A 21,667-nucleotide genomic window follows, 5' to 3' on the forward strand; every position below is an offset into this window, starting at 1 on the left:
CGGGAGCGCCGGCGGTTCAGGCGGTGGGGTCGTGGGCGTGACGGCGATGCCAGAGCACCGCACCGATGGTGCAGAACCCCGCGCCGAGGACGAGGTAGGCGAGCCACACGCCCCGGGGGAGCACGATGTCGAGCACCCGCACGACGCCGACCGACAGCAGCACGACGGCGGTGACGCCGAGGATGAGGGCGAGCAGGCCGTAGACCACGCCGCGAGCAGCGGTGACGGTGGGGCGGGTCGTACGGTCCCGGACCTGGTCGACGACGCGAACCACGGTGTCGGTGGCCTGGGCGGCCCAGTCCTGCGGCTGCCCGCCGGGGGCACCGGGAGCGGTGCCGACCACCGGTGGGAGCGCGGCGGTGGGAGGGGCGCCGGCCGTCGCCGACGGAACCCCGACGGGGAGGGGTTGGCCTGGTCCGCCGGGCGCGGGCGAGTGGATCGACTCGGCGTCGCTCACGGCCGCCCAGCCTAGCCCTCGCACCTCGCCCCACCACGAGTGGTCATCGGTCAGGGGAGGGCGCGCAGCGCGGAGCCCCGTGCGGCTCGAGCGGTCAGGGAGCGAGGCGGGTGAGCGGCACGCAGGCGTCGAGTGCGAGGACGAGGACCTGTTCGCCGTCCGGTCCGGTGGCGAGGAGCGCGGTGGCGGGGCTGCCCTGCCAGGCGAGGTGGGCCAGCTCGCTCAGGGTGGCGCCGGGTGCGAGGGCGGCGGCCTCGGCGACGCATGGCCCCGGTGGACGCGGCTCGGCCGGCCCGACCGCAGCCGTGTCGTCCCTGGCCGAGGCCAGCAGTGGCTCCAGCGCAGTGCGCAGCGCGGCCCGAGTCTCGATCGGGCCCAGGTCGGGCAGGGCGAGGGCCGGTCCGGACGACGCGTCGGCCCCGCCCGACTCGTACGCCTGGGCGGGCGCGGCCGTGGAGGTGGTGGCGTCGAGCGCGACGGTGGCGTCGCGGTCGGTCCGCTGCACGATGCCGACGACCGCGGCCACGATCGCGGCCGCAGCCACCGCCGGGATCGCCCAGCGCAGCGGACCCGGCCAGGCGCGTCGCGCCTCGCGGCGGTGCCGCCGGCCGGGGCCGGGGCCGACGTCGGCCGTGCCGGCCGGCACGCCCACCCGCGATCGCGGCTCGGCGAGCGCACGCCGAACGGCGGCGTCGATGACAGACGGCGGTGGCGGCTCGACGGGGGCCGCCACCGCCGCGGCGGCGAGGCGGAAGCGCTCGACCCGGTCACCGAGCGCGGGATCGGCCTCGACGCGGGCGCGATCAGTGGCGCCGAGCGCGCCATCGAGGTACGCGGCGGCCAGTTCGTCCCGGGTGAGGTCGTCGTTCATGTCCGCTCTCTCCGACGCTCGCCGGTGTCCCCGGGGTTCCCGAGAGCGGCGGCCACGGCTGCCCGACCCCGCGCGATCCTGGAGCGGACGGTTCCCGGGGGCACCCCGAGTACGTCGGCGATCTCGGCGTAGTCGAGGCCGCAGAGGTCGCGGAGCACCACCGCGGCCCGGAACTCCGGCGGGAGGCCGGCCAAGGCCTCGTCGACGGCCAGCCGGTCGGTGACGGCCTCGGCCAGACCGGGTCCGTGGTCGGTGTGCCGGCTGGCCCGGTGCTCGAGGCGCACGTCGTCCAGAACCGTCGGCCGGCGCTGCCGACGGCGCAGCTCGTCCAGGCAGGCGTTGGTGGTCACCCGGTACAGCCAGGTCGTGAAGGCGGCGCGACCGTCGAAGCGGGCGAGGCCCCGGGTGACCGCCAGCAGGGCCTCCTGCGAGGCGTCCAGGGCGTCGTGGTCGTCGCCCGTGAGCCGACGGCACAGCGCGTGGATCCGCGGGTAGTGACGGCGGAGCAGCACGTCCAGGGCCGCTTCGTCGCCGGATCGGGCGGCCGCCACCAGGGTGGCGTCGTCGGCGTGGTCGAGGACGCGCGGCGTCATCGGCCCAGGAGCACCAGCTCGGCGATCTCGACCCTGGCATCGGGCTCACCGTCGCCGAGGTCGGTGATCCACAGCAGCACCGCCGCCCCTCGCCGGCCCTCGAGGTCGACGGAGGCGTCGCCGTCGACGCCGGACCGCTCGGCGACCGGGTCGCCCCACGATCCCAGGTCGTCAGAGGGCCCGTCGGCCACGAAGACCTCGAAGGACCAGCCGCCGGTCGGTGAGCGCACGTCCAGCCGCTCCAGCTCGGCGGCGCGATCCAGCACCAGCACGATGCCCACCCCGGCCTTGCGACCGCCCAGGTCGCGACTGCGGTAGGTCTCGGTGGCCCAGGTGGTGGCCTCGTCGCCGTCGACGAGGTTGCGCACCCGCTCGGGGTGCTCGGCGCCGTCTCCGGGCGGGGGGTCGAGCTCGTCGACCCTGGCGGGGGTGAGGGGCGCGCCGGGCACGTCGCCGCTCGACCCGTCGAGCCGGTCGCCGATCCACCGGCCGGCGGCCGTGCGACCGAGCAGCACCAGCACGACGCCCACCGCCACGACGACGAGCGCCATGGCCACGAGCGGCCCGCGGCGCGACCCGGTCGCGACCGGCGCCGGGCCGGTCGGCACGTGGCCGGGTGGTCCGGGCGGTGGTGCGGGCGCCGGCGGGGGAGGGGCCGGAGCGGGGCGGACGACGGCGGTGCTGTCGGGATCGCGGAGGGCCCGGGCGAAGGCCGCCGCCGTCGGGGGGCGGTCCTCGGGCCGGCGGGCCAGGCCGGCGAGCAGCGTGGCCGACAGGCCGGGCGGCAGGCCGGGCCGCAGCTCGAGTGGCGGGGCCGGGTCCTCGTGGAGACGCAGCCCGGCGGTCGTCAGCGCGGTGTCGGCGACGAAGGGGGCCCGGCCGCACGCGGCCTCGTAGAGCACCGCCGCCAGGCTGTAGACGTCGGTGCGGGCGTCGACGTCGCGCCCCAGCACCTGCTCGGGCGCGACGTACTTCGCCGTGCCGAGCACGGTGCCGGCCACGGTCAGCTCGAGCTCGGAGGTGGCCTTGGCGATGCCGAAGTCGGTGACCTTCACGCCGCCGTCGGGGGTGAGGAGGATGTTCGCCGGCTTCACGTCGCGGTGGACGATGCCGGCGCGGTGGGCGACGTCGAGCGCGTCGGCGACGGCAGCGCCGATCCGGACCACCTCGCGAGGTGGCAGGGGACCCCCGTCGTCGAGGCGCCGGCGAAGGGTCTCGCCCCGGACCAGTTCCAGGACGATCGCCGCCACGTCGCCGTCGTGGACGACGTCGTACACGGCGACGATCGACGGATGCGACAGCCGGGCCGACGCCCGGGCCTCGCGCTCGAAGCGGGCGCGGAAGGCCTCGTCGCCTGCCAGCCCGGGGAGCAGCACCTTCACGGCGACCTCGCGGTCGAGCACGGTGTCGACCGCCGACCACACCTCGGCCATCCCGCCCGAGGCCAGGTGGCGCTCGAGGCGGTAGCGGTCGGCCAGGAGCCTCCCGGGCAGCAGTGGTCCGGTGGTCGGCCTGGCGGGCGGGGCGCTCGGGGTGTCGCTCACGTGAACCGGCGCCACGCTACCGGGCCGCGGCCCGGCGACGGAGGCGGCCGGCCCACGGCGTGCGGTGCGTCAGGCCGGCACCTGGAACACCACGCCCATCGCGCCGGGCCCCGAGTGGGTGCCGATGACGGGCCCGATGTCGCCGACGACGATCTCGCCCGCGTAGAGCGGCCGGAGCGACGCCACGAACTCGTCGACGTCGGGGGCGTCGGCGTGCATGACGGCGAGGTTCTCGACCTTGCCCTGGGAGCGGACCTTGTCGGCGAGGTAGGCCAGGGCGCGCGTTCGCGTGCGCTGCTTGCCTTCGGGCTCCACCTTGCCGTCGCGGACCTCGATGATGGGCTTGATCGACAGCAGCGAGCCGAGCAGCGCCTGCGCGCTCCCGATGCGCCCGCCCTTCTTCAGGTTCTCCAGTGTGTCGAGCGCGCCGTAGACCCTCGTGCGGGCGGCGAGATCGCCCGCCACCGCGACCACCTCGTCGAGTGCGGCGCCGTCGCGCCCGCGGCGGGCTGCCTCCACCGCGATCATCCCGAGCCCCATCGTGACGCTGCGCGAGTCGACGGTGCGCACCGGGATGACGTCGGCGACGGCGCGACCGGCGGCATCGGCCGCCTGCAGCGTGGCCGAGAGCGCCCCCGACAGGCAGATGGCCACCACACCGTCGGCTCCCTCGGCCGCCGCCGCCCGGTACGCCTCCTCGAACTGGCCCGGCGCAGGTGCGGCCGTCTCGGGGAGCACCGGCGATGCCGCGCACCGCCGCCAGAACTCGGAGGCGGTGAGGTCGCGCCGGTCGACGAGCTCGTCGCCGCCGAACCGGATCGTGAGCGGCACGATTCGGATGCCCAGCTCGTCGGCGAGCCCCTGGGGCAGGTCGCACGAGCTGTCGGTCACCACGCGGATCCCGGCCATCGTCCCCTCCATCGGCGGCGGTCTGTGGGCGCGAGAGGCTACACGGGGCTCCCGTCCCCGGTCAGACCGGCCCCGGCGCGCCCCGCTCTGCCGGGGTCGGCCGGGGGCTCGCCAGTCGCCGGGCGCGCCTCGTGCTCCGGAAGTGGAGCGCCCACCACCCGACCAGGAACACGCCGGCACCGATCGAGAGCAGCAGGCCGATGTTCGACACCGCGGTGGAGCGAACGGTCAGCCGGACGGTGCTCAGCTCCAGCCGGTCGTCCGGCGACGACAGCCGCACCTCCAGCGGGAACGTGCCCGAGGCCCGTGATCGGACGGCGAACAGGACGGTGGTGTTCTGGTCGGCGAGCGTCACGACCTGGCTCGCGCCGTCGGGGAAGTCGAGCTTGTCGCTCACCAACGTGACCCGCACGGTGAGCGGCTCGTCGGCGGAGGACGTGACGGTGAGGGGGATCTCGCCCTCCCGGGCCGTCAGGGTGATCGTCTGCGCGCGCGGTGTGCCCACCTGGGAGACCACCGACCGGATGTCGGCGTCGACCGCGGCCAGGTACTCGCGGCGGCGTACCCCCGACAGCTCGTCCGACGCCGACACCAGCAGCCGGTTGGCCAGGCCCTCCAGCCGCGGATCGGAGAGGGTCGTCATCGAGCCGAAGCCGATCACCTGCTCGCGGGTCCGGTCGAGGGCGGCCGGGAAGCCCCCGAGCGGCGACGGCGGCTCGGGAACGAGCCCCCGCACGAGGGGCTCTCCGTCGTCGTCGGTCGCCGGCGGCATCACCGCGAACACGTCGTCGACCGTGGCCGGCTGCACGATGGGCCCGCCGGCCAGGCCGGACAACAGGGTGTCGAGCAGCTCGGGGGTCGGGGTCCAGTCGGCGGGGGGGACCAGCACGACGGCCCGCTGCACGCTCGGGCTCTCGAAGAAGATCACGGCCAGGTCGGACAGGACGTGCTGCGCGGCGAGCACGGGGTCGCCGGTCGTGGTGGAGGAGGTCGGGAGGTGCGCGGCGAGCGCCCCGTCGGCCTGCACCGCCCGCCGCACCTGACCGGGTGCCACCTCGATCCCGAAGGGCTCGGCGAGGGTGAGCGGCTGGTCGACCGGCGTCAGGATCTCCTCGGGTACCACGACCTGGTCGACGCCGAGCGCCCCGAGCGTGTCCGGGGTGAGCCGAGCGTCGGCGAGCCACGTCCGCCCGTCCGGACGCACCGAGAGGAGGTCGGCGAGCACGTCGGCCCCCTGCTGGCGCTGCAGGGCGACCTCGTCTCCCCGGCCGGCCTCGTACCAGGCGGTGACGTCGAGGGGCACGTATGTGCCGGCCACGAGCTGACGGCCGGCGAGCGCAGCGCCCATCGACTCGACCAGGACCGCGTCGACGTCGGAGCTGCCGTTGCTCAGGGCCTCGAGGGTCTCGGGCACCGGCGCCACCACCGCCGGCACCGCAGGCTGGGTGACGAGCGCCCCGACCACCGCCGAGATCCGGGCCCGGTCGGCCTCGGGCAGCACGACGGCGCCGTCGGGCTGCAGGGCCGGCGGGGCGGCCACGGGCAGCACGGCGACCGCGAGCAGGGCGGGCCCGATCGACTGCTCGGGCAGGCGCACGAGGTGCGTCGTGAGGCCGGCGAGCGCGTCGCCGTCCGGGGTGCGCAGCTCGACCCGCACCGGGTACACGCCCGGCTGGCTCAGGCGGTAGCGACCGGGGGTGGCAGGGGTGGACGGTCGGCGCAGCGGCAGCTCGACCACCAGGGAGCCGGCTGCACCGCGAGGGACGTCGGCGATCGGCACGGCCGTGAGCGCGGCCAGCACCGAGCCGAGCTCGCCGTCGATGCTCGGCTGGAACGCGCTCCGCGCCGAGATGCGCTGGTGCAGGCTCAGCGCCAGCTCGGCGTCGGCCGGCACCGGGCCGTCGACGGCGAGCTCGAGCTGCAGGGTGCCGTCGGGCTCCACCCACGGCGTCTGGCGGACCAGGCGGAGGGCGGTGGGCTGCTCCTGGGCGGCGGCCGGGTCCGGGTCCGGGGCGGCCGCCAGGGCGGTCACGCCCAGCACGAGCGTCGTGATGGCGACCGCGACGGCGCGGCGACGGCGCCGGGGCACGATCACCCCGGTGGGTCGGCTGCGGGCGCCAGCCGGCGGGTCAGGACGGCCAGGCCGCCGGGCTCGAGCCGGAAGCCCAGGGCGAGGTAGAGGGCCAGCGCGGCGTCGTTGTCGGTCTGGGTGTTGACCACGGCCTGGTCGGCCCCCCAGCGGCGCATCCATCGCAGCCCGTCGATCACCAGGGCCCGGCCGAGGCCGGCGCCGCGCCGGGCCGGGTCGACCGCCAGGCGCTGCAGGTAGCCGCGCCGGGCGGCCCGTCCGGAGATGGCGTAGCCGGCGACCTCGCCGGCGACCGTCGCGACGGTGAGCCGGCTCGCGGGCGTGGCGGCCAGGGCGTCGGCCAGGCCCACCTCGTCGAGGTGCCAGAACGGGCGGAAGGCGGTGGCGTCGACGGCGGCGATCGCCGCCCGATCGCCGCGCCGGCCCTTCCGCAGCGGCGCGTCGGGTCGTGGGGGCACCTCCCCGAGCGAGCGGCTCAGCAGGTGGAGGTGCTCGCGGACGTTGAAGCTCGCGGCCAGGAAGGCCCGTTGCTCGCTGGGACCGAGGGCCGAGGTGACGACCTCGCGGTACCCGCGGCGGACGGCCACGTCGACCGCGTGGGCGATCGCGTCGCGCGAGGGTGGCGGCGTGTCGGGGGCGGGGGTGATCTGGCCGACGGTCACGTCGCCGCGCCACGGCGAGAGGCGCAGGTGCTCGGACCCCCAGCGCAACAGCTCGGGGGGCGGCGCCGCGGGGGCACGCAGGTCGCTCACGTGGTCGTCACGGTACAGAACGGGGCACCGGTGGACGGGGTCGGCTCGGCCGGGCAGCCCTCCGGGTGTGTCGACGGCGAGCAGTAACCTGCGACGCAGTGAGCGTGCTGCTGGTCACCGATCCCCGCTTCCTCGACCACGACACCGGCCCGGGCCACCCCGAGCGGCCGGCGCGCCTCGAAGCGGTGCTCGCCGGCGCACGCTTCGCCGGCGTCGAGGAGGCGCTGGTGCCCGTGGCCCCGCGGGCGGCCACCCGGCTCGAGCTGGAGCGGGTGCACCCCCCGGCGTTCGTCGACGCGATCGAGCGCTTCTGCGCGGCCGGGGGCGGCCATCTCGACGCCGACACGCACGCCGGGCCGGCGTCGTGGCAGGCGGCGCTGCTGGCCGCCGGCGCCGGGCTCGAAGCCGTGGAGCGCCTCGACCGGGGCGAGGCCGGCTCGGCGTTCTGCGCCGTTCGCCCACCCGGGCACCACGCCTCCCCCCGCCGGGCGATGGGCTTCTGCCTCTTCAACAACGTGGCGGTGGTCGCGGCGGCGCTGGCGGACCGCGGCGAGCGGGTGCTGGTGGTCGACTACGACGCCCATCACGGCAACGGCACCCAGGACGCGTTCTACGGCGATCCCCGGGTGATCTACGTGTCGATGCACGAGTACCCGCTGTACCCGGGCACGGGCGCGCTCGACGAGACCGGTTCCGGTGCCGGCGCCGGCGCCACGGTGAACTTCCCGTTCCCGGCCGGCGCCACCGGCGACAGCTACCTGGCCGCCATCGACGACGTGCTGGCGCCCATCGTGCAGGTCGTCGAGCCGACGTGGTTGCTCGTGTCCGCAGGGTTCGACGGCCACCGGCGCGATCCGCTCACCGGGCTGTCGTTGTCGTCGGGCGACTTCGCCGACATGACCGCCCGGCTGCTCGAGCTCGTGCCCCGGGGGCGGCGGCTGGTGTTCCTCGAAGGCGGGTACGACCTCCAGGCGCTGGCCGACTCCACCGGCGCCTGCCTGGCCGCCCTCGCCGGGGTCCGACACCACCCCGAGCCGGCCACGGCCGGCGGGCCGGGCCGGGCCGTCGTCGACGCCGCTCGGCAGCTCCACGACCGCTCGGTCGACGCGGCCGATGGTGCCTGAGGCCCCGCTGGGGATGGACCTCACCGAGCTCCTCCGCCACCTGGTGGCCCGCGAGGGCAGCGACCTCCACGTGAAGGTGGGCGCCCGGCCGCACGTGCGGGTGGGGGGCGTGCTCGAGCCGGCCCCCTTCGAGCCGCCGACGCCGGCCGACGTCGAGGCCGTGCTGGCCAAGGTGCTGCCGGCGGCTCGGGCCACCGAGCTGGCCCAGACCGGGAGCACCGACGTGGCCGTCAGCGTCGCCGGCCTGGGGCGGTTCCGCGTCGACGCGTACCGCCAGCGCGGCAGCATCGGGCTGGCGGTGCGATGGGTGCGTCCGGGCATCCCGGCCCTCGGGCAGCTCGGCCTCCCCGACGTGGTGTGCCGGCTCGCCGAGGAGTCCCGCGGGCTGGTGCTGGTGGCCGGCCCGGGGCGGTCGGGGCGCACGACCACGGTCGCGGCGATGCTCGATCACCTGAACGCCAGCCGGGCGGTGCACATCGTCACGGTGGAGGAGCCCATCGAGTACCTCCACCCCGACAAGCAGTCGCTGGTCAGCCAGCGCGAGGTGGGCACCGACGTGCGCACCTTCCGCGAGGGCGTGCAGCGGGCGCTCCGCCAGGACGCCGACGTGATCTTCGTGGGCGAGCTGCGCGACCCGGAGACGATCAGCGCGGCGATGGAGGCAGCCCTCACCGACCGGCTGGTCATCTCGATCCTCGGGTCCACGACCGTGGTCGACACGGTGGGGCGGCTGCTCGACTTCTACCCTCCCCACCAGCAGCGCCAGGCGCGACAGACCCTGGCCACCGTGCTGCGGGGGATCGTGTGCCAGCGGCTGCTGGAACGTCGTGACGGCGCCGGACGGCTGGTCGCCGTCGAGGTGCTCGTGCACACCCCTCGGGTGGCCGAGCTGCTCGCCGACCCGGAGCACTTCCCGGATCCGCTGGCCGAGAGCCTGGCCGGAGCGGTGGCCGAGGGCCAGTACTTCGGCATGGTCACCCTCGACCACAGCCTGCTCGACCTGTGTCGTCAGGGCCTGCTCGACCTGGAGCAGGCCCTGCTCGTCGCCGAGGACCCCGAGGAGCTCCGCATCGCCGCCCGGGCGGCCGGTGTGCCCGGCGCGTGACGGCGCGTAGCCTCGCGAGGTGATCCCCGAGCGGCTCGCGACGGTGCTGGCCGAGGTCGCCCCCCTGAGGCAGCGGTTCGAGGCGGCGGGCCACCGGCTCTACCTGGTGGGGGGGACCGTCCGCGACCTCTTCCTGAACCGCCCGGTCGACCGGATCGACATCGACCTCACCACCGACGCCCGGCCCCCGAGATCAAGCGCCTGGTCTCGCCGGTCGCCGAGGCGATGTGGACCCAGGGGGAGCGCTTCGGCACGATCGGCGCGCTGTTCGGCGGCCGCCGGGTGGAGATCACGACGCACCGCGCCGACGCCTACGCCGAGGACTCGCGCAAGCCCGACGTGGTGTTCGCCGACGCGGTCGAGGCCGACCTGTCGCGGCGCGACTTCACCGTGAACGCCATGGCCCTCGAGCTCGGCCCCACCGAGCCGCGGCTCATCGATCCCTTCGACGGCGCCGCCGACCTGGCCGCGGGAAGGCTCCGCACGCCGCTGTCCCCCGAGGTGTCGTTCAGCGACGACCCCCTCCGGATGGTGCGGGCCGCCCGCTTCGTCGCCGGCTACCACCTGGAGCCCGAGCCCGCGCTGGTCGCGGCGGTGCGAGCCATGCACCACCGGCTGGAGATCGTCTCGGCGGAGCGGATCCGCGACGAGCTCGACAAGCTCGTCGTGGTGCCCCGCCCGGGTCCCGGGCTGTGGTTCATCGTCGACACCGGGCTGGCCGACGAGATCCTGCCGGAGCTGCCGGCCATGCGTCTCGAGCAGGACCCGATCCACCGGCACAAGGACGTCCTCGCCCACACCGTCGCCGTGGTGGAGAAGGTGGACGGCCCCGACCCGGTCGAGGATCCCTACGGCTTCCGGATCACCCGGCTGGCCGCGCTGTTCCACGACGTGGGCAAGCCCAAGACGCGGTCGTTCGCCCGCGGCGGCGTGACGTTCCACCATCACGAGGTGGTGGGAGCGCGGATGACGCGCGAGCGGATGCAGGCGCTCCGCTACCCGAACCACGAGGTGGACGACGTGAGCCGGCTGGTGGAGCTCCACCTGCGCTTCCACACCTACCGGATGGGGTGGACCGACAGCGCCGTGCGGCGCTATGTGCGCGACGCCGGCCCGCTCCTCGGGCCGCTCAACGTGCTGACGCGCTCCGACTGCACGACGCGCAACGAGAAGAAGGCGCGGGCGCTGTCCCAACGGATGGACGAGCTGGAGGCGCGGATCGCCGAGCTCGAGGCGGCCGAGGAGCTCGAGGCCATCCGGCCCGACCTCGACGGGCACGAGGTGATCGCACACCTGGGCGTCCCCCCCGGCCCGGTGGTGGGGCGGGCGCTGGCCTTCCTGCTGGAAGTGCGGCTCGACGAGGGGCCGCTGGGCCACGACGAGGCGTACCGGCGGCTCGACGCCTGGTGGGGGGACCAGCCGGAGTCGAGCACCGCGGCCGGGCCCGCCGACGAGGGGCCCGCCGACTAGTTGCCGACCTTGCGAGCGCGCAGGATCAGCGTGCGCGGCACCCACCCGTCGAGCGCCGACGCCCAGAACGCCGGGGGCATCCCCGACGGCTCGGGTTCGAGCAGGGTGTCGACGCGGAAGTTGGCGCGCACCAACCCGGTGAAGATGTCGGACACCGTGCGGCGGTGGTCGGTGAGGGGGACCCCGTGCCAGGACCAGTCGATCGGTGCCCGATCGAAGTAGGAACGGCGAAGGAGCGGGGCAGGCTCGAGGGCCTCGTCGAAGCAGTGGCGCACCGGGTGCGGCACGGAGAACACGAAGGGGGCCTCCGGCTTGAGCACGCGATGCACCTGGCGGAAGACCCGGTTGAGGTCCTCGACGTAGCCGAGGGCGTAGGCGCTGAAGACCACGTCGACGGTGTCGGAGCGGAGGAACGCCAGGTCGGCCACGTCGCCGTGGTGCAGCTCGACCTTCGCCTCCTCCTCCTCGGCGAGGCGCCTCGCGTACGCCAGCTGCTGGGCGGAGTGGTCGATGCCGATGGCCTTGGCGCCCTGCCGGGCGAACGCGATGGAGCACTGGGCGCCGCCGCAGCCGAGCTCCACCACTCGCTTGCCGGCCACGTTGCCCACCAGCCGGAGCTCGGCCTCGGTGGGGATGCCGGGGCCGTAGGTGGCGACGTCGGTGGGGAGGCGGGCGTTGTCCTGGTACCAGGCGGAGATCCTGTCCCACCCGGCCACGTTGTCCGCTGGCATCGACCCATCTTGGCGACGTGGCGACGACGGGCGGGGGATGCTCCGGCGGCCCGGCGGACTCGGTGACCCGCGGCCTGGCGGTTAGCCTGGCCGGGTGACCTTCCGCCCCCGAGCCCTGCGGGGCTCCGGCCTGGGGACGCCCGTCGGGGGCAACGCCGGCGTGATCGACTACCGCCTGGCGCGTGCCGGGGTGGTGGCGTCGTTCAAGAAGGGCCGCCTGGCCCGCCACGACGTGTGCGACGCCCACCCCGAGCTGGTGCGCGCCGCCCGCCAGGTCGGCGAGCCCACCGCCGAGCGCTGCCCGATCTGCGACGACGCCGACCTGGTGCTCGTCACGTACGTGTTCGGGCCCCGGCTGCCGCCCTTCGGCCGCTGCGTCACCTCCCGGGACGAGCTGGCCCGCCTGGCCCGGCGCACCGACGCCCTCACCTGCTACATGGTCGAGGTCTGCCCCGAGTGCTGCTGGAACCACCTGCTGCGGGCGTTCCCGATGGGGCGCCCCAAGCCGGCCGCCGCCGCCGGCGGCTGAGAGCGCGGGCGGCCGTCAGCGCCGCCGGGGCGCCCTCGGCGGCGAACCCGCGGTGGCTGGCGTCGGGGGCACCGGTAACGTGCAGACGCCGAGACGGGTACCCACCCGATCGTGCCCTCCCCTCATGAGCCCCCACACGCGATCCGCGAGCAAGCGCACCCGACCGCCCGCCCGCCCGGCCCGTACCAGGAGCCTGGTGTGGCGGATGCGCCGCCCGCTCTACCTGCTGGCGCTGCTCGCGATCGCGGCCGTCGCCGGGGGCGTGTACGTGCTGTCGAGCATCCCGCTCCCGCCGGCTCGCGTCCAGGCCCAGACCTCGTTCATCGTGTCCGCCGACGGGAGCCCGCTGGCCGAGCTCCACGCCGAGGAAGACCGCATCGATGTCCCCCTCGACGAGGTGCCCCAGGTGCTCGTCGACGCGGTGCTGTCCGCCGAGGACAAGGACTTCTTCAGCCACCGGGGGGTCGACCCGTTGGGCATCGCCCGGGCGCTGTGGGCCGACCTCCGCAACGAGGGCGTGCGCCAGGGCGGGTCGACCATCACCCAGCAGTACGTGAAGAACGTGTACCTCACGAGCGAGCGGACGTTCACCCGGAAGATCCGGGAGGCGGTCCTCGCCGTGAAGATCGAGCGTGAGCTCTCCAAGCAGCAGATCCTGGAGCGCTACCTCAACATCGTCTACTTCGGGCGAGGCGCCTACGGGGTCGAGGCCGCGTCGCATGCCTTCTTCGGCAAGCCGGTGCGCGACATCGGCCTGCCCGAAGCCGCCTACCTGGCCGGGTTGATCCGTGGGCCGGAGTCGGCCGACGCCACCACGCACCCCGACGAGGCCCGCTTCCGGCGCGGCTCGGTGCTCGAGGCCATGGTGGCCAACGGCTTCATCACCCGGGCCGAGGCCGACGAGGTCGATGCGCTGCCCTTCGACAGCTACGTGCTGACCCGGCCCGAGACGAACCGCGACACCATCATCGACCCGGTCGGGATGGGCGCCGAGTACTACGTCGACTACGTCCGGCGGTACCTCCTCGACCGGTACGGCGCCGCAGTCGTCTACGGCGGCGGGCTGCGCGTCACCACCACATTCGATCCCCGCATGCAGCAGGCCGCCTACGACGCGGTGTGCGGGTTCCTCGACCAGCCCGAGGACCCTGCAGGGGCGCTGGTGGCCGTCGACGACCAGGGCCACGTCCGCGCCATGGTGGGGGGCTGCGACTTCGCCCGCTCGCAGGTGAACCTCGCCGTGGGCCGCGACGGCGGCGGCACCGGCCGCCAGCCCGGATCGGTCTTCAAGGCGTTCGTGCTGGCGCAAGCGGTGCGCGAGGGCTACTCGGTCGAGTCGTCGTTCCTCGCGCCGGCCACCGTGGTCATCGAGGGCGCCGATGCCGGCAACGACTGGCGGGTGTCGAACTACGACGAGACCGAGCAGGGGCGCCTCAACCTGATCGAGGCCACCGAGGTCTCGTCGAACACCGTGTACGCCCAGCTCATCACGACGATCCCGGACGGCCCCGAGAAGGTGGCCGCCCTGGCCGAGCGCATGGGGGTGCGGGCGCCGCTCGACCCCGTGCCGTCGATCACGCTGGGCACGCAGGAGGTGTCGCCGCTCGACATGGCGTCGGCCTTCTCCACCCTGGCCGGCCGGGGGGTGCACATCGAGCCCGTCGTGGTGCTGCAGGTGACCGACGCCGAGGGGCGCGTGCTCGAGGAGAACCGGCCGCAGGCGACCCGCGTGCTCGACGAGAGCCAGGCCGACGTGGTGAACGAGGTGTTGCAGCGCGTGGTCGAGTCGGGGACGGGCACCGGAGCCCGGATCGGCCGGCCGGTCGCGGGCAAGACGGGGACGACCGAGGGCTACGGCGACGCCTGGTTCGTCGGCTACACGCCGCGGCTCACCGCCGCGGTGTGGATGGGCTACCCGGAGAGCAACGAGCGCAAGATGACCGACGTGCGCGGGCGGAAGGTGACCGGCGGGTCGCTGCCGGCGGAGATCTGGCGCCGGTTCATGGTGGTGGCGACGGAGGGCATCGACACCGGGTCGTTCCCGGAGGTGACGACCTTCCGCGGGCAGATCCTCAACGAGCGCCTGCCCGACCAGGGAGACGAGTCGACGACGACCACCGAGACCACGGGGCCCGAGGAGAGCACGACGACCTCGACCGACGGCTCGTCGACGACGACGGTGCCGCCCGGGCCCGGCACCACGGCGCCACCGCCGACCCCACCCCCGTCGACGGTGCCGCCCTCGACCAGCCCCCCGCCGACCACGGCGCCGCCGACCACGGCGCCACCGACCACGACGGTGACGCTGCCACCGTCGTTGCCGCCGATCTCGATCACCTTCGGCTCGACCACCACCCAGCCACCGGGCTAGGCCGTGCCGGCCGTCAGGCCTCGGCCGGTTCGTGCGGGTAGTGGGTGAGGCAGGCGAAGCACCAGTGCTCGACGTCGTCCTGCACCGTGACCTTCCCCGGGGCGTCCCAGGCCTCGGGCTCGACGTACATGCGGTGCACGGCCCAGCGCTCGTCTGTCTCGGACCCGCAGCTGTCGCACACCTCGGTCATGGTCGCTCCTCTCGCGTGGGCTCGACTACCGCGGTCGCCGTCGCCGTGCTTACACTCGCGCGCACCGCCGGCAGCCGAGTGGCGCTGGACGGGTAAGGAGGACGTGATGCCCTCTGCGGTCACGGCGCCTGCTGTGCGGGCGCGCAAGCACCAGCCCGGTGCCGACCCCCTCGTGATGGTGACGGCCTACGACGCGCCCAGCGCTCGCATGGTGGACGAGGCCGGCGCCGACCTCATCCTCGTGGGCGACTCGCTGGCCATGGTGGTGCTCGGCTACGACGACACCCTGCAGGTGACGATCGCCGACATGGCCCACCACGTCGGCGCCGTGGCCCGGGCCCGGCCGAGGGCGATGATCGTGGGCGACCTGCCGTGGATGAGCTACCACGTGTCCACCGAGGACACCGTCCGAAACGCCGCAGCGCTGGTCCGGGCCGGCGCCCAGGCGGTGAAGCTCGAGGGTGGCCGCAAGCGGCTGGCGATGATCGAGGCCATCGTCGACGCCGAGATCCCCGTGATGGGCCATCTCGGGCTCACGCCACAGTCCGTCCACGCCCTGGGCGGGTTCAAGGTGCAGGGCAAGGAGGCCTCGGCCGCGAGGGCCCTCGTCGACGACGCTCTCGCGCTCACCGACGCCGGGTGCTTCGCCATCGTGGTGGAGGGCGTGCCCGACGCGGTCGGCCGCATGATCACCGAGGCGGTCCCCGTGCCGACGATCGGCATCGGCGCCGGGCCCTGGTGCGACGGGCAGGTGCTCGTCTTCCACGACCTGCTCGGTATCGAGGATCGGATCACGCCCAAGTTCGTGCGGCGCTATGCGGCCCTGAAGGCCGACGGGGTCGCGGCCCTGTCGGCGTTCGCCGCCGATGTCCGGACCCGCCAGTTCCCGGCGCCCGACGAGAGCTACCGCCTCGCCGACGACGTGGCCGAGGCCCTCGGGCTGTACGGGAGCGCGGCGCGCACGGCGTGACCGCCCGGGCCCGAGGGCGAGCCACGGCTCTCGGCGTCGCGCTCCTCGCCGGCGTGCTGCTGGCGGCGTGCTCGGACGGGGCAGACGCGCCGGACGACCCCGGGGCCGGGGCCGGGGCCGGGGCGACCGCGGATCCGGGGGCGCTGCCCGGCCCCTTCGGCCAGACCCTCGTCGAGATCGTCGCGGCCGACGGCACGGCCGAGGAGGTCTGCCTCCTGTGGGCCGACACCGAGCCGCTGCGCCAGCGCGGCCTGATGGGCGTCACCGACCTCGGGGAGTGGGGCGGGATGCTCTTCAGCTTTCCCGAGGACGTGAGCGGGGGCTTCTGGATGAAGGACACGCCGCTGCCGCTGTCGATCGCCTTCTTCGACGCCTCCGGCCGCTTCGTGTCGGCCACGGACATGCCCACGTGCCCCGACGGCGACTGCCCCCTCCACGGCGCCGCCGCGCCCTACCGCCTGGCCCTCGAGGTCCCCGACGGGGGGCTGGGTCCCCTCGGGGCCGGTCCGGGCTCGACGCTGCGGGTGGCCGGCGACTGCCCGAGGTGACCGGCCGGATCGCCCGGGTGCCGACGGTGACACACCCCCCGGTCATGATGGCGGGGCGGGCAGGAGTGGACCGGCTTGGGTCGCCGGGGCACGGGCGTCTAGCATTGTCTGTCTTTGTCGAGACGCCCCTGCTCCGCAGATCGCGGGGCCCCGGCGCGAGGCGCCGGGTCCGGAGGGAGGTGGAGCTCGCCGTGCGAGCGTACGAACTGATGGTCATCTTCGACGGTGACCTGGACGAGTCCGCATACCAGAGCGGCATCGCCCGGGTGTCCCAGCAGGTGGTGGCCAAGGACGCCACCGTGGTGCGCACCGATCCGTGGGGCCGGCGCCGCTTCGCCTACGAGATCGACCACAAGACCGAGGGCTACTACGTCGTCTACGAGGTGCTCGCCGAGGGCGCCGCGCTCGACGAGGTGGAGCGGTCCCTGCGGCTCGCGGACGACGTGGTCCGCCACAAGCTCATCCGCCTGCCCGACAAGGAGGCCGCCCGGCGTGGCCTGGTCGGGTCCGGCGAGGCAGCCCCGGCTGCCGGCTAGCAGACGGAGCACTCACCATGGCCAATGGCAACAGCGTCACCCTCGTGGGCAACATCACGCGTGACCCGGAGCTGCGGTTCACGGGTTCGGGCCAGGCCACGGCCACGTTCGGCCTGGCCGTCAACCGCCGCTGGCAGAACCGCCAGACCGGCGACTGGGAGGAGGCCACGAGCTTCTTCAACGTCGTCACCTGGCGCGAGCTGGCCGAGAACGTGAGCGAGTCCCTCAGCAAGGGGGCCCGGGTCGTCGTCACCGGCCGGCTCGAGCAGCGCTCCTGGGAGACCCAGGACGGCGAGAAGCGCACCGTCGTGGAGGTCGTCGCCGACGAGATCGGCCCCAGCCTGCGCTGGGCCACCGCCCAGATCACCAAGAACGATCGCCGCACCGCCGAGGGTGGGGGTGCGTCCGGCGCGCCCGGCGCGTCCCGCGCGCCCGTGGCCCAGCCGCACTACGACGAGAGCGAGGAGCCGTTCTGATGGCCGCCAAGGCGACGACCCGCCGGGTCAAGAACAAGGACAACGCCAAGCGCAGCAAGAAGAAGACCAGCCCGCTGACCCAGGAGGCCGTGGTCTACGTCGACTACAAGGACGTGAACCTGCTGCGCCGGTTCGTGTCCGACCGCTCCAAGATCCGGGCCCGGCGGGTCAGCGGCAACGACTCCCAGCAGCAGCGAGAGGTCGCTCGCGCCATCAAGAACGCTCGCGAGATGGCACTCCTCCCCTACTCCAGCCGGGTGACGACGCAGCGGGGTGGTGGCCGGGGCGAGCGCGGCGAGCGGGGCGGTCGCGGTGGTCGCCCGCCCCGTGAGGAGGCGGTGGCGGCAGTGGAGGCGGCAGCGGTCGTCGAGGAGGTGATCGCCGAGGAGGCGGTCGTCGAGGGCGAGGACTGACGTGCCGATGAAGGTCATCCTGCGCGCCGACGTGTCCGACCTGGGGAAGAAGGGCGATCTGCTCGACGTCTCCGACGGGTACGCCCGCAACTACCTGCTCCCGCGTGGTCTGGCCCTGGTGGCCGCCAAGGGTTCCGTCGACCAGGCCTCTTCCATGCGCCGGGCCCGCGACGTCGCCGATGCGCGCGACCGGGGAGCCTCCGAGGAGATCGCCCGGGTGCTGGTGCCCACGGTGATCACCATCCCCGCCCGCTCGGGCAGCGAGGGCCGGTTGTTCGGCTCGGTCACCACGCTCGACATCACCGATGCGGTCGCGGCGCAGACCGGGATCGAGCTCGACCGCCGCAAGCTGCACCTCGAGGACCCCATCAAGTCGGTGGGGACGCACGAGGTGCGGGTGCGGCTCCACGCCGACGTGGAGTTCAGCCTCACCATCGACGTCGTGCCGTCGTAGGTCGGGGCCGGCCCGCAACGGCCGGCCTCTCGGCGTTGTCCACAGTCCGGGACTCACCGTCCCCAGGGCCTTCCACAGGCGCGCCCGGGTTTGTGCACTGACATTCACCGGGTCGTCCACTGGATGCCCACAGGCGTTCACGGTCAGGGTGGAGCAGATGTCCGACACGAGTGGCGAGCTGTCCCGGCGGCCCCCGCCCGAGCGCACGGGGCGGGTGCCGCCGCACAACCTTGCGGCCGAGGAGTCGCTCCTCGGGGCCATGCTGCTGTCCCGAGATGCCATCGCGTCGGCAACCGAGATCCTCGGGGGCTCGGCCGACTTCTACAAGCCGGCGCACGGGCACGTCTACGAGGCCATCACCAGCCTCTACGCCGCCGGTGAGCCCGCCGATCCGGTGACGGTCGCGGCCGAGCTGGCGCGGGCCGGGCTGCTCGAGGCCATCGGCGGGCCGGCGGTGCTGGTCAACCTGCAGTCCGGCACGCCGGCGACGTCCAACGCGGCCCGCTACGCCCGCATCGTCGAGGAGCACGCGCTCCTGCGGCGCCTCATCGGCGTCGCCGGCGAGATCGGCGAGATCGGGTACTCGATGCCCGACGACATCACCAAGGCCGTCGACCGGGCCGAGTCGCTCGTGTTCGAGGTGGCCCAGCGCCGGGTCACCGACACCATGGCGCCCATCCGGGAGCTGCTCGACGCCAACCTCGACCGCCTCGAGCACCTCTACGAGCGGGGCGACTCGATCACCGGCATCCCCACCGGCTACGTCGACCTCGACGAGCTGCTCTCGGGCCTGCAGCCCAGCGGCCTGGTGGTGGTGGGCGCGCGGCCGTCGATGGGCAAGACGGCCTTCTCGCTCGGCATGGCCGCCCACGCGGCCCTGGAGGCCCGCCGCCCGGTGCTGTTCTTCTCGCTGGAGATGGGCCACCTCGAGCTCACCCAGCGCCTCCTGTGCGCCGAGGCGCGGGTCGACTCGAGCCGGATGCGCAACGGCCGCCTCACCGAGGCCGACTGGCCCAAGATCAGCCACGCCGTCGGCCGCCTGGCCGAGGCGCCGCTGTGGATCGACGACAACCCGAACCTCACGGTGATGGAGATCAGGGCCAAGGCCCGCCGCCTCAAGAGCAAGGTGGGCGACGTCGGCATGGTCATCGTCGACTACCTCCAGCTCATGAGCGGGAGCAACCCGGCCGAGAACCGCCAGGTCGAGGTGTCCACCATCAGCCGGGGGCTGAAGATCCTGGCTCGCGAGCTCGAGGCGCCGGTGGTCGCGCTGTCGCAGCTGTCCCGGGCGCTCGAGCTGCGGGCCGACAAGCGCCCGCTGCTGGCCGATCTGCGCGAGTCCGGGTGCCTCACGGCCGACACGGTGGTCACCCGCTGCGACACCGACACGCCGGTGACCATGGGGGAGCTGGTCGAGTCGGGCGAGCGGGACGTCCCGGTGTGGACCCTCGATCGCCACTACCGCCTGGTTCCCGGCGTGATGACGCACGCCTTCTCCAGCGGCGTCAAGGAGGTGTTCGAGCTGCGCCTCGCCTCCGGCCGCCGGGTGCGGGCCAGCGCCAACCACCCGTTCCTCGCCATGGGCGGCTGGCGACGTCTCGACGAGCTCGAGGTGGGCACCCCGTTGGCCGTGGCCCGGCGCGTGCCGGCCCCGCAGCGCGAGCTGGCCCTGGTGGGCGCTGGGGCCGGCCCGGGCGAGGAGCGCCTCGAGCTGGATGGCCTCGACGTCTGCTGGGACCAGGTGGTGTCGGTGGAGGCGATCGGCGCCCACGAGGTGTTCGACGCCACCGTGCCCGGGACCCACAACTTCCTGGCCGACGGGGTGGTGGTGCACAACTCCATCGAGCAGGACGCCGACGTCGTGCTGTTCATCTACCGCGACGAGGTGTACCACCCCGACTCGCCCGACCGGGGCACCGCCGAGATCCTCGTGGCCAAGCACCGCAACGGGCCCACCGGGATGACCCGCCTCGCCTTCCTCGACCACTACACCCGGTTCGCCAACATGGCCCGCGGGGTCTGATCTCACGCAACCGGAGTCGAGTCGGTGCGGGCTGGGTGCGAGGAAGGGCGCCCGGGTCGAGCGGCTACGGGGCCATGGGCCTGCCGGCCGCGCCGGCGTGACCTTCGGCCCTTGGCCACCGCGCTCCACGGGCGCATCGTGGGGGCGTGGACGGTTCAAGATCCGTTGAACTGGCGAGTGGGTTCCGGGCACTGGCCGATCCGGTGCGTGTCACCATCGTGCGGTCGTTGGCCGGTGGGACCCGCTGCGCGTGCGAGCTCCAGCGGGCGGCCGGCGTCTCGGCTCCGCTGCTGTCGCACCACCTGAAGGTCCTCCGCCAGGCCGGCCTGGTGAGCGGCCAGCGCCGCGGCCGCTGGGTCGACTACACGCTCGAGCGCGACGCCCTCCGCCGCCTGCTCGGCGCCATAGACGTCCTCGACGCGGTCGGCGCAGCGACATGAGCGCCCCGCCGTCCGGCCTCCGTCGGCTCCACCTTCCCGCGTGGACGGGGGGAGCAGGCCTCCGCCGGTGGGGTGTCGTGGGGCTCGCGGCGGCGTTGTGGTGGGTTCTCTACAGCGTGAACCGTCCGTTCTGGGACTGGCTGCTGTTCGACGTGATCGGCCTCGATCCCGACACCCGGGTGGGGGAGTCGATCCACTTCTTCTGCTACGACGTCACCAAGATCACCCTGCTGCTGACGGGGATCATCTTCGCGGTGACCGTGCTGCGGAGCTTCATGTCGGTCGAGCGGACCCGTGCCGTGCTCGGCGGCCGCGCCGAGGGCGTCGACAACGCGGCGGCGGCAGGGCTCGGGGTGGTGACCCCGTTCTGTTCGTGCTCGGCGGTTCCGGCGTTCATCGGGTTCGTCGCCGCCGGCGTGCCGCTCGGGGTGACGATGAGCTTCCTGATCGCGTCGCCGATGGTGAACGAGGTCGCCATCGTGATGCTCTACGGCCTGTTCGGCTGGAAGATCACCGCGCTCTACATCACCACCGGTCTCGTGATCGCCACCATTGCGGGCTGGGTGATCGGCCGTCTCCGTCTGGAGCGGTGGGTGGAGCCGTTCGTGTTCGAGACGAAGCTGCGCGGCAAGGTGATCGACCCGTCGACGGGGCTGTCGTGGGACGACCGCCTGACGATGGGACGCGAAGAAGTCGCCACGATCCTCCGCAAGATCTGGCCCTACCTGCTGGTCGGCATCGGAGTGGGGGCGCTCATCCACGGCTGGGTGCCCGAGCAGTGGTTCGCGGAGCACGCCGTCGGCCCGCTCGGCGTGCCGATCGCTGTCGGTGTCGGCGTCCCGCTCTACTCCAACGCCGCGGGGGTCATGCCCCTGGTCGAGGCGCTGCACGACAAGGGCATGCCCATGGGCACCGTGCTCGCCTTCATGATGAGCGTCGTCGCGCTGTCGCTACCGGAGATGATCCTGCTGCGCCGGGTCCTGCAACCCAGACTCATCGCCACCTTCATCGCCGTGGTCGCCACCGGCATCATCGCCACCGGCTACCTCTTCAACGCCGTCATCTGACCAAC

General features: G+C 74.1%; 22 protein-coding genes and 1 pseudogene. 14 read left to right on the plus strand and 9 right to left on the minus strand.

Going from position 1 to position 21,667, the window contains the following annotated elements; genetic code table 11:
* Positions 1–16 precede the first annotated feature (16 nt).
* The 7 genes from IPM45_10245 to IPM45_10275 form a co-directional block, all read right to left on the minus strand.
* Positions 17–457, minus strand: coding sequence for a phage holin family protein (locus tag IPM45_10245; GenBank protein ID MBK9179927.1), 441 nt, complete (start codon positions 455–457; stop codon positions 17–19).
* A gap of 94 nt (positions 458–551) precedes the next feature.
* Complete coding sequence (locus tag IPM45_10250; GenBank protein ID MBK9179928.1) at positions 552–1,328, minus strand: hypothetical protein; 777 nt, start codon at positions 1,326–1,328, stop codon at positions 552–554.
* The gene (locus IPM45_10255; protein MBK9179929.1) at positions 1,325–1,921 is read right to left on the minus strand and encodes an RNA polymerase sigma factor; all 597 of its coding nucleotides are present in this window, start codon (positions 1,919–1,921) and stop codon (positions 1,325–1,327) included. The genes IPM45_10250 and IPM45_10255 overlap by 4 nt, the downstream gene beginning before the upstream one ends.
* Positions 1,918–3,465: a serine/threonine protein kinase gene (locus IPM45_10260; protein MBK9179930.1), complete on the minus strand. Its 1,548-nt coding sequence runs from the start codon at positions 3,463–3,465 to the stop codon at positions 1,918–1,920. The genes IPM45_10255 and IPM45_10260 overlap by 4 nt, the downstream gene beginning before the upstream one ends.
* 69 nt (positions 3,466–3,534) lie before the next feature.
* Positions 3,535–4,374, minus strand: coding sequence for a DegV family protein (locus tag IPM45_10265; GenBank protein ID MBK9179931.1), 840 nt, complete (start codon positions 4,372–4,374; stop codon positions 3,535–3,537).
* Positions 4,375–4,435: 61 nt separating this feature from the next.
* Positions 4,436–6,463 (minus strand): hypothetical protein, encoded by a 2,028-nt coding sequence (locus tag IPM45_10270; GenBank protein MBK9179932.1) that lies wholly within the window; start codon positions 6,461–6,463, stop codon positions 4,436–4,438.
* Positions 6,464–6,465: 2 nt separating this feature from the next.
* Positions 6,466–7,215 carry a GNAT family N-acetyltransferase gene (locus IPM45_10275; protein MBK9179933.1) on the minus strand — a complete coding sequence of 250 codons (750 nt, stop codon included), beginning with the start codon at positions 7,213–7,215 and terminating at the stop codon, positions 6,466–6,468.
* A gap of 98 nt (positions 7,216–7,313) precedes the next feature.
* Between IPM45_10275 and IPM45_10280 the strand changes: the two genes are divergently transcribed.
* The 3 genes and pseudogenes from IPM45_10280 to IPM45_10290 all read left to right on the plus strand — a co-directional run bounded on the left by IPM45_10280 (position 7,314) and on the right by IPM45_10290 (position 10,914).
* On the plus strand, positions 7,314–8,339 hold the full coding sequence (locus IPM45_10280; GenBank protein MBK9179934.1) for a histone deacetylase: 1,026 nt from the start codon (positions 7,314–7,316) through the stop codon (positions 8,337–8,339).
* The gene (locus IPM45_10285) at positions 8,332–9,444 is read left to right on the plus strand and encodes a PilT/PilU family type 4a pilus ATPase (protein MBK9179935.1); all 1,113 of its coding nucleotides are present in this window, start codon (positions 8,332–8,334) and stop codon (positions 9,442–9,444) included. Before IPM45_10280 ends, IPM45_10285 begins: the two co-directional genes overlap by 8 nt.
* A gap of 19 nt (positions 9,445–9,463) precedes the next feature.
* Positions 9,464–10,914, plus strand: a pseudogene (locus tag IPM45_10290) (CCA tRNA nucleotidyltransferase).
* Here the strand turns inward: IPM45_10290 and IPM45_10295 are convergent.
* Positions 10,911–11,645 carry a class I SAM-dependent methyltransferase gene (locus IPM45_10295; GenBank protein ID MBK9179936.1) on the minus strand — a complete coding sequence of 245 codons (735 nt, stop codon included), beginning with the start codon at positions 11,643–11,645 and terminating at the stop codon, positions 10,911–10,913. The pseudogene IPM45_10290 and the gene IPM45_10295 overlap by 4 nt on opposite strands.
* Positions 11,646–11,805: 160 nt before the next feature.
* Here IPM45_10295 and IPM45_10300 point away from each other — a divergent pair, with 160 nt between their 5' ends.
* The gene (locus IPM45_10300; GenBank protein ID MBK9179937.1) at positions 11,806–12,174 is read left to right on the plus strand and encodes a DUF5318 family protein; all 369 of its coding nucleotides are present in this window, start codon (positions 11,806–11,808) and stop codon (positions 12,172–12,174) included.
* A 205-nt stretch (positions 12,175–12,379) separates the two neighbouring features.
* Positions 12,380–14,545, plus strand: a complete 2,166-nt coding sequence (locus tag IPM45_10305) for a PBP1A family penicillin-binding protein (protein MBK9179938.1) — start codon at positions 12,380–12,382, stop codon at positions 14,543–14,545.
* 13 nt (positions 14,546–14,558) lie between these two features.
* On the opposite strand, the gene IPM45_10310 is transcribed toward IPM45_10305, so the two are convergent.
* Positions 14,559–14,735: a hypothetical protein gene (locus tag IPM45_10310; protein MBK9179939.1), complete on the minus strand. Its 177-nt coding sequence runs from the start codon at positions 14,733–14,735 to the stop codon at positions 14,559–14,561.
* 106 nt (positions 14,736–14,841) lie between these two features.
* Between IPM45_10310 and panB the strand changes: the two genes are divergently transcribed.
* From panB to IPM45_10355, 9 genes are all read left to right on the plus strand, one after another.
* Positions 14,842–15,705 (plus strand): 3-methyl-2-oxobutanoate hydroxymethyltransferase, encoded by an 864-nt coding sequence (gene panB / locus IPM45_10315; GenBank protein ID MBK9179940.1) that lies wholly within the window; start codon positions 14,842–14,844, stop codon positions 15,703–15,705.
* A gap of 254 nt (positions 15,706–15,959) precedes the next feature.
* Positions 15,960–16,253: a DUF192 domain-containing protein gene (locus tag IPM45_10320; GenBank protein MBK9179941.1), complete on the plus strand. Its 294-nt coding sequence runs from the start codon at positions 15,960–15,962 to the stop codon at positions 16,251–16,253.
* A gap of 47 nt (positions 16,254–16,300) precedes the next feature.
* Complete coding sequence (rpsF, locus tag IPM45_10325; GenBank protein ID MBK9179942.1) at positions 16,301–16,789, plus strand: 30S ribosomal protein S6; 489 nt, start codon at positions 16,301–16,303, stop codon at positions 16,787–16,789.
* 17 nt (positions 16,790–16,806) lie between these two features.
* On the plus strand, positions 16,807–17,265 hold the full coding sequence (gene ssb / locus IPM45_10330) for a single-stranded DNA-binding protein (protein MBK9179943.1): 459 nt from the start codon (positions 16,807–16,809) through the stop codon (positions 17,263–17,265).
* Positions 17,265–17,678 (plus strand): 30S ribosomal protein S18, encoded by a 414-nt coding sequence (locus IPM45_10335; GenBank protein MBK9179944.1) that lies wholly within the window; start codon positions 17,265–17,267, stop codon positions 17,676–17,678. Before ssb ends, IPM45_10335 begins: the two co-directional genes overlap by 1 nt.
* A gap of 7 nt (positions 17,679–17,685) precedes the next feature.
* On the plus strand, positions 17,686–18,132 hold the full coding sequence (gene rplI / locus IPM45_10340; protein ID MBK9179945.1) for a 50S ribosomal protein L9: 447 nt from the start codon (positions 17,686–17,688) through the stop codon (positions 18,130–18,132).
* 157 nt (positions 18,133–18,289) lie between these two features.
* Positions 18,290–20,155 (plus strand): replicative DNA helicase, encoded by a 1,866-nt coding sequence (gene dnaB, locus IPM45_10345; protein ID MBK9179946.1) that lies wholly within the window; start codon positions 18,290–18,292, stop codon positions 20,153–20,155.
* Positions 20,156–20,301: 146 nt separating this feature from the next.
* Positions 20,302–20,595: a helix-turn-helix transcriptional regulator gene (locus tag IPM45_10350; protein MBK9179947.1), complete on the plus strand. Its 294-nt coding sequence runs from the start codon at positions 20,302–20,304 to the stop codon at positions 20,593–20,595.
* Positions 20,592–21,662 carry a permease gene (locus IPM45_10355; GenBank protein MBK9179948.1) on the plus strand — a complete coding sequence of 357 codons (1,071 nt, stop codon included), beginning with the start codon at positions 20,592–20,594 and terminating at the stop codon, positions 21,660–21,662. Before IPM45_10350 ends, IPM45_10355 begins: the two co-directional genes overlap by 4 nt.
* The last annotated feature ends 5 nt before the right edge of the window (positions 21,663–21,667 follow it).

Source organism: Acidimicrobiales bacterium (assembly GCA_016716005.1).
Taxonomy (GTDB): Bacteria; Actinomycetota; Acidimicrobiia; order Acidimicrobiales; family JADJXE01; genus JADJXE01.

Excerpts from the sequence above, each read along its gene's own strand:
- IPM45_10320 (MBK9179941.1), top strand. The coding sequence starts at position 15,960 with ATGGGCGTCACCGACCTCGGGGAGTGGGGCGGGATGCTCTTCAGCTTT.
- ssb (MBK9179943.1), top strand. The coding sequence starts at position 16,807 with ATGGCCAATGGCAACAGCGTCACCCTCGTGGGCAACATCACGCGTGAC.
- IPM45_10295 (MBK9179936.1), bottom strand. The coding sequence starts at position 11,645 with ATGCCAGCGGACAACGTGGCCGGGTGGGACAGGATCTCCGCCTGGTAC.
- IPM45_10305 (MBK9179938.1), top strand. The coding sequence starts at position 12,380 with ATGCGCCGCCCGCTCTACCTGCTGGCGCTGCTCGCGATCGCGGCCGTC.
- IPM45_10335 (MBK9179944.1), top strand. The coding sequence starts at position 17,265 with ATGGCCGCCAAGGCGACGACCCGCCGGGTCAAGAACAAGGACAACGCC.
- rpsF (MBK9179942.1), top strand. The coding sequence starts at position 16,301 with ATGGCGGGGCGGGCAGGAGTGGACCGGCTTGGGTCGCCGGGGCACGGG.
- dnaB (MBK9179946.1), top strand. The coding sequence starts at position 18,290 with ATGTCCGACACGAGTGGCGAGCTGTCCCGGCGGCCCCCGCCCGAGCGC.
- IPM45_10255 (MBK9179929.1), bottom strand. The coding sequence starts at position 1,921 with ATGACGCCGCGCGTCCTCGACCACGCCGACGACGCCACCCTGGTGGCG.
- IPM45_10250 (MBK9179928.1), bottom strand. The coding sequence starts at position 1,328 with ATGAACGACGACCTCACCCGGGACGAACTGGCCGCCGCGTACCTCGAT.
- IPM45_10265 (MBK9179931.1), bottom strand. The coding sequence starts at position 4,374 with ATGGCCGGGATCCGCGTGGTGACCGACAGCTCGTGCGACCTGCCCCAG.
- IPM45_10310 (MBK9179939.1), bottom strand. The coding sequence starts at position 14,735 with ATGACCGAGGTGTGCGACAGCTGCGGGTCCGAGACAGACGAGCGCTGG.
- rplI (MBK9179945.1), top strand. The coding sequence starts at position 17,686 with ATGAAGGTCATCCTGCGCGCCGACGTGTCCGACCTGGGGAAGAAGGGC.
- panB (MBK9179940.1), top strand. The coding sequence starts at position 14,842 with ATGCCCTCTGCGGTCACGGCGCCTGCTGTGCGGGCGCGCAAGCACCAG.
- IPM45_10355 (MBK9179948.1), top strand. The coding sequence starts at position 20,592 with ATGAGCGCCCCGCCGTCCGGCCTCCGTCGGCTCCACCTTCCCGCGTGG.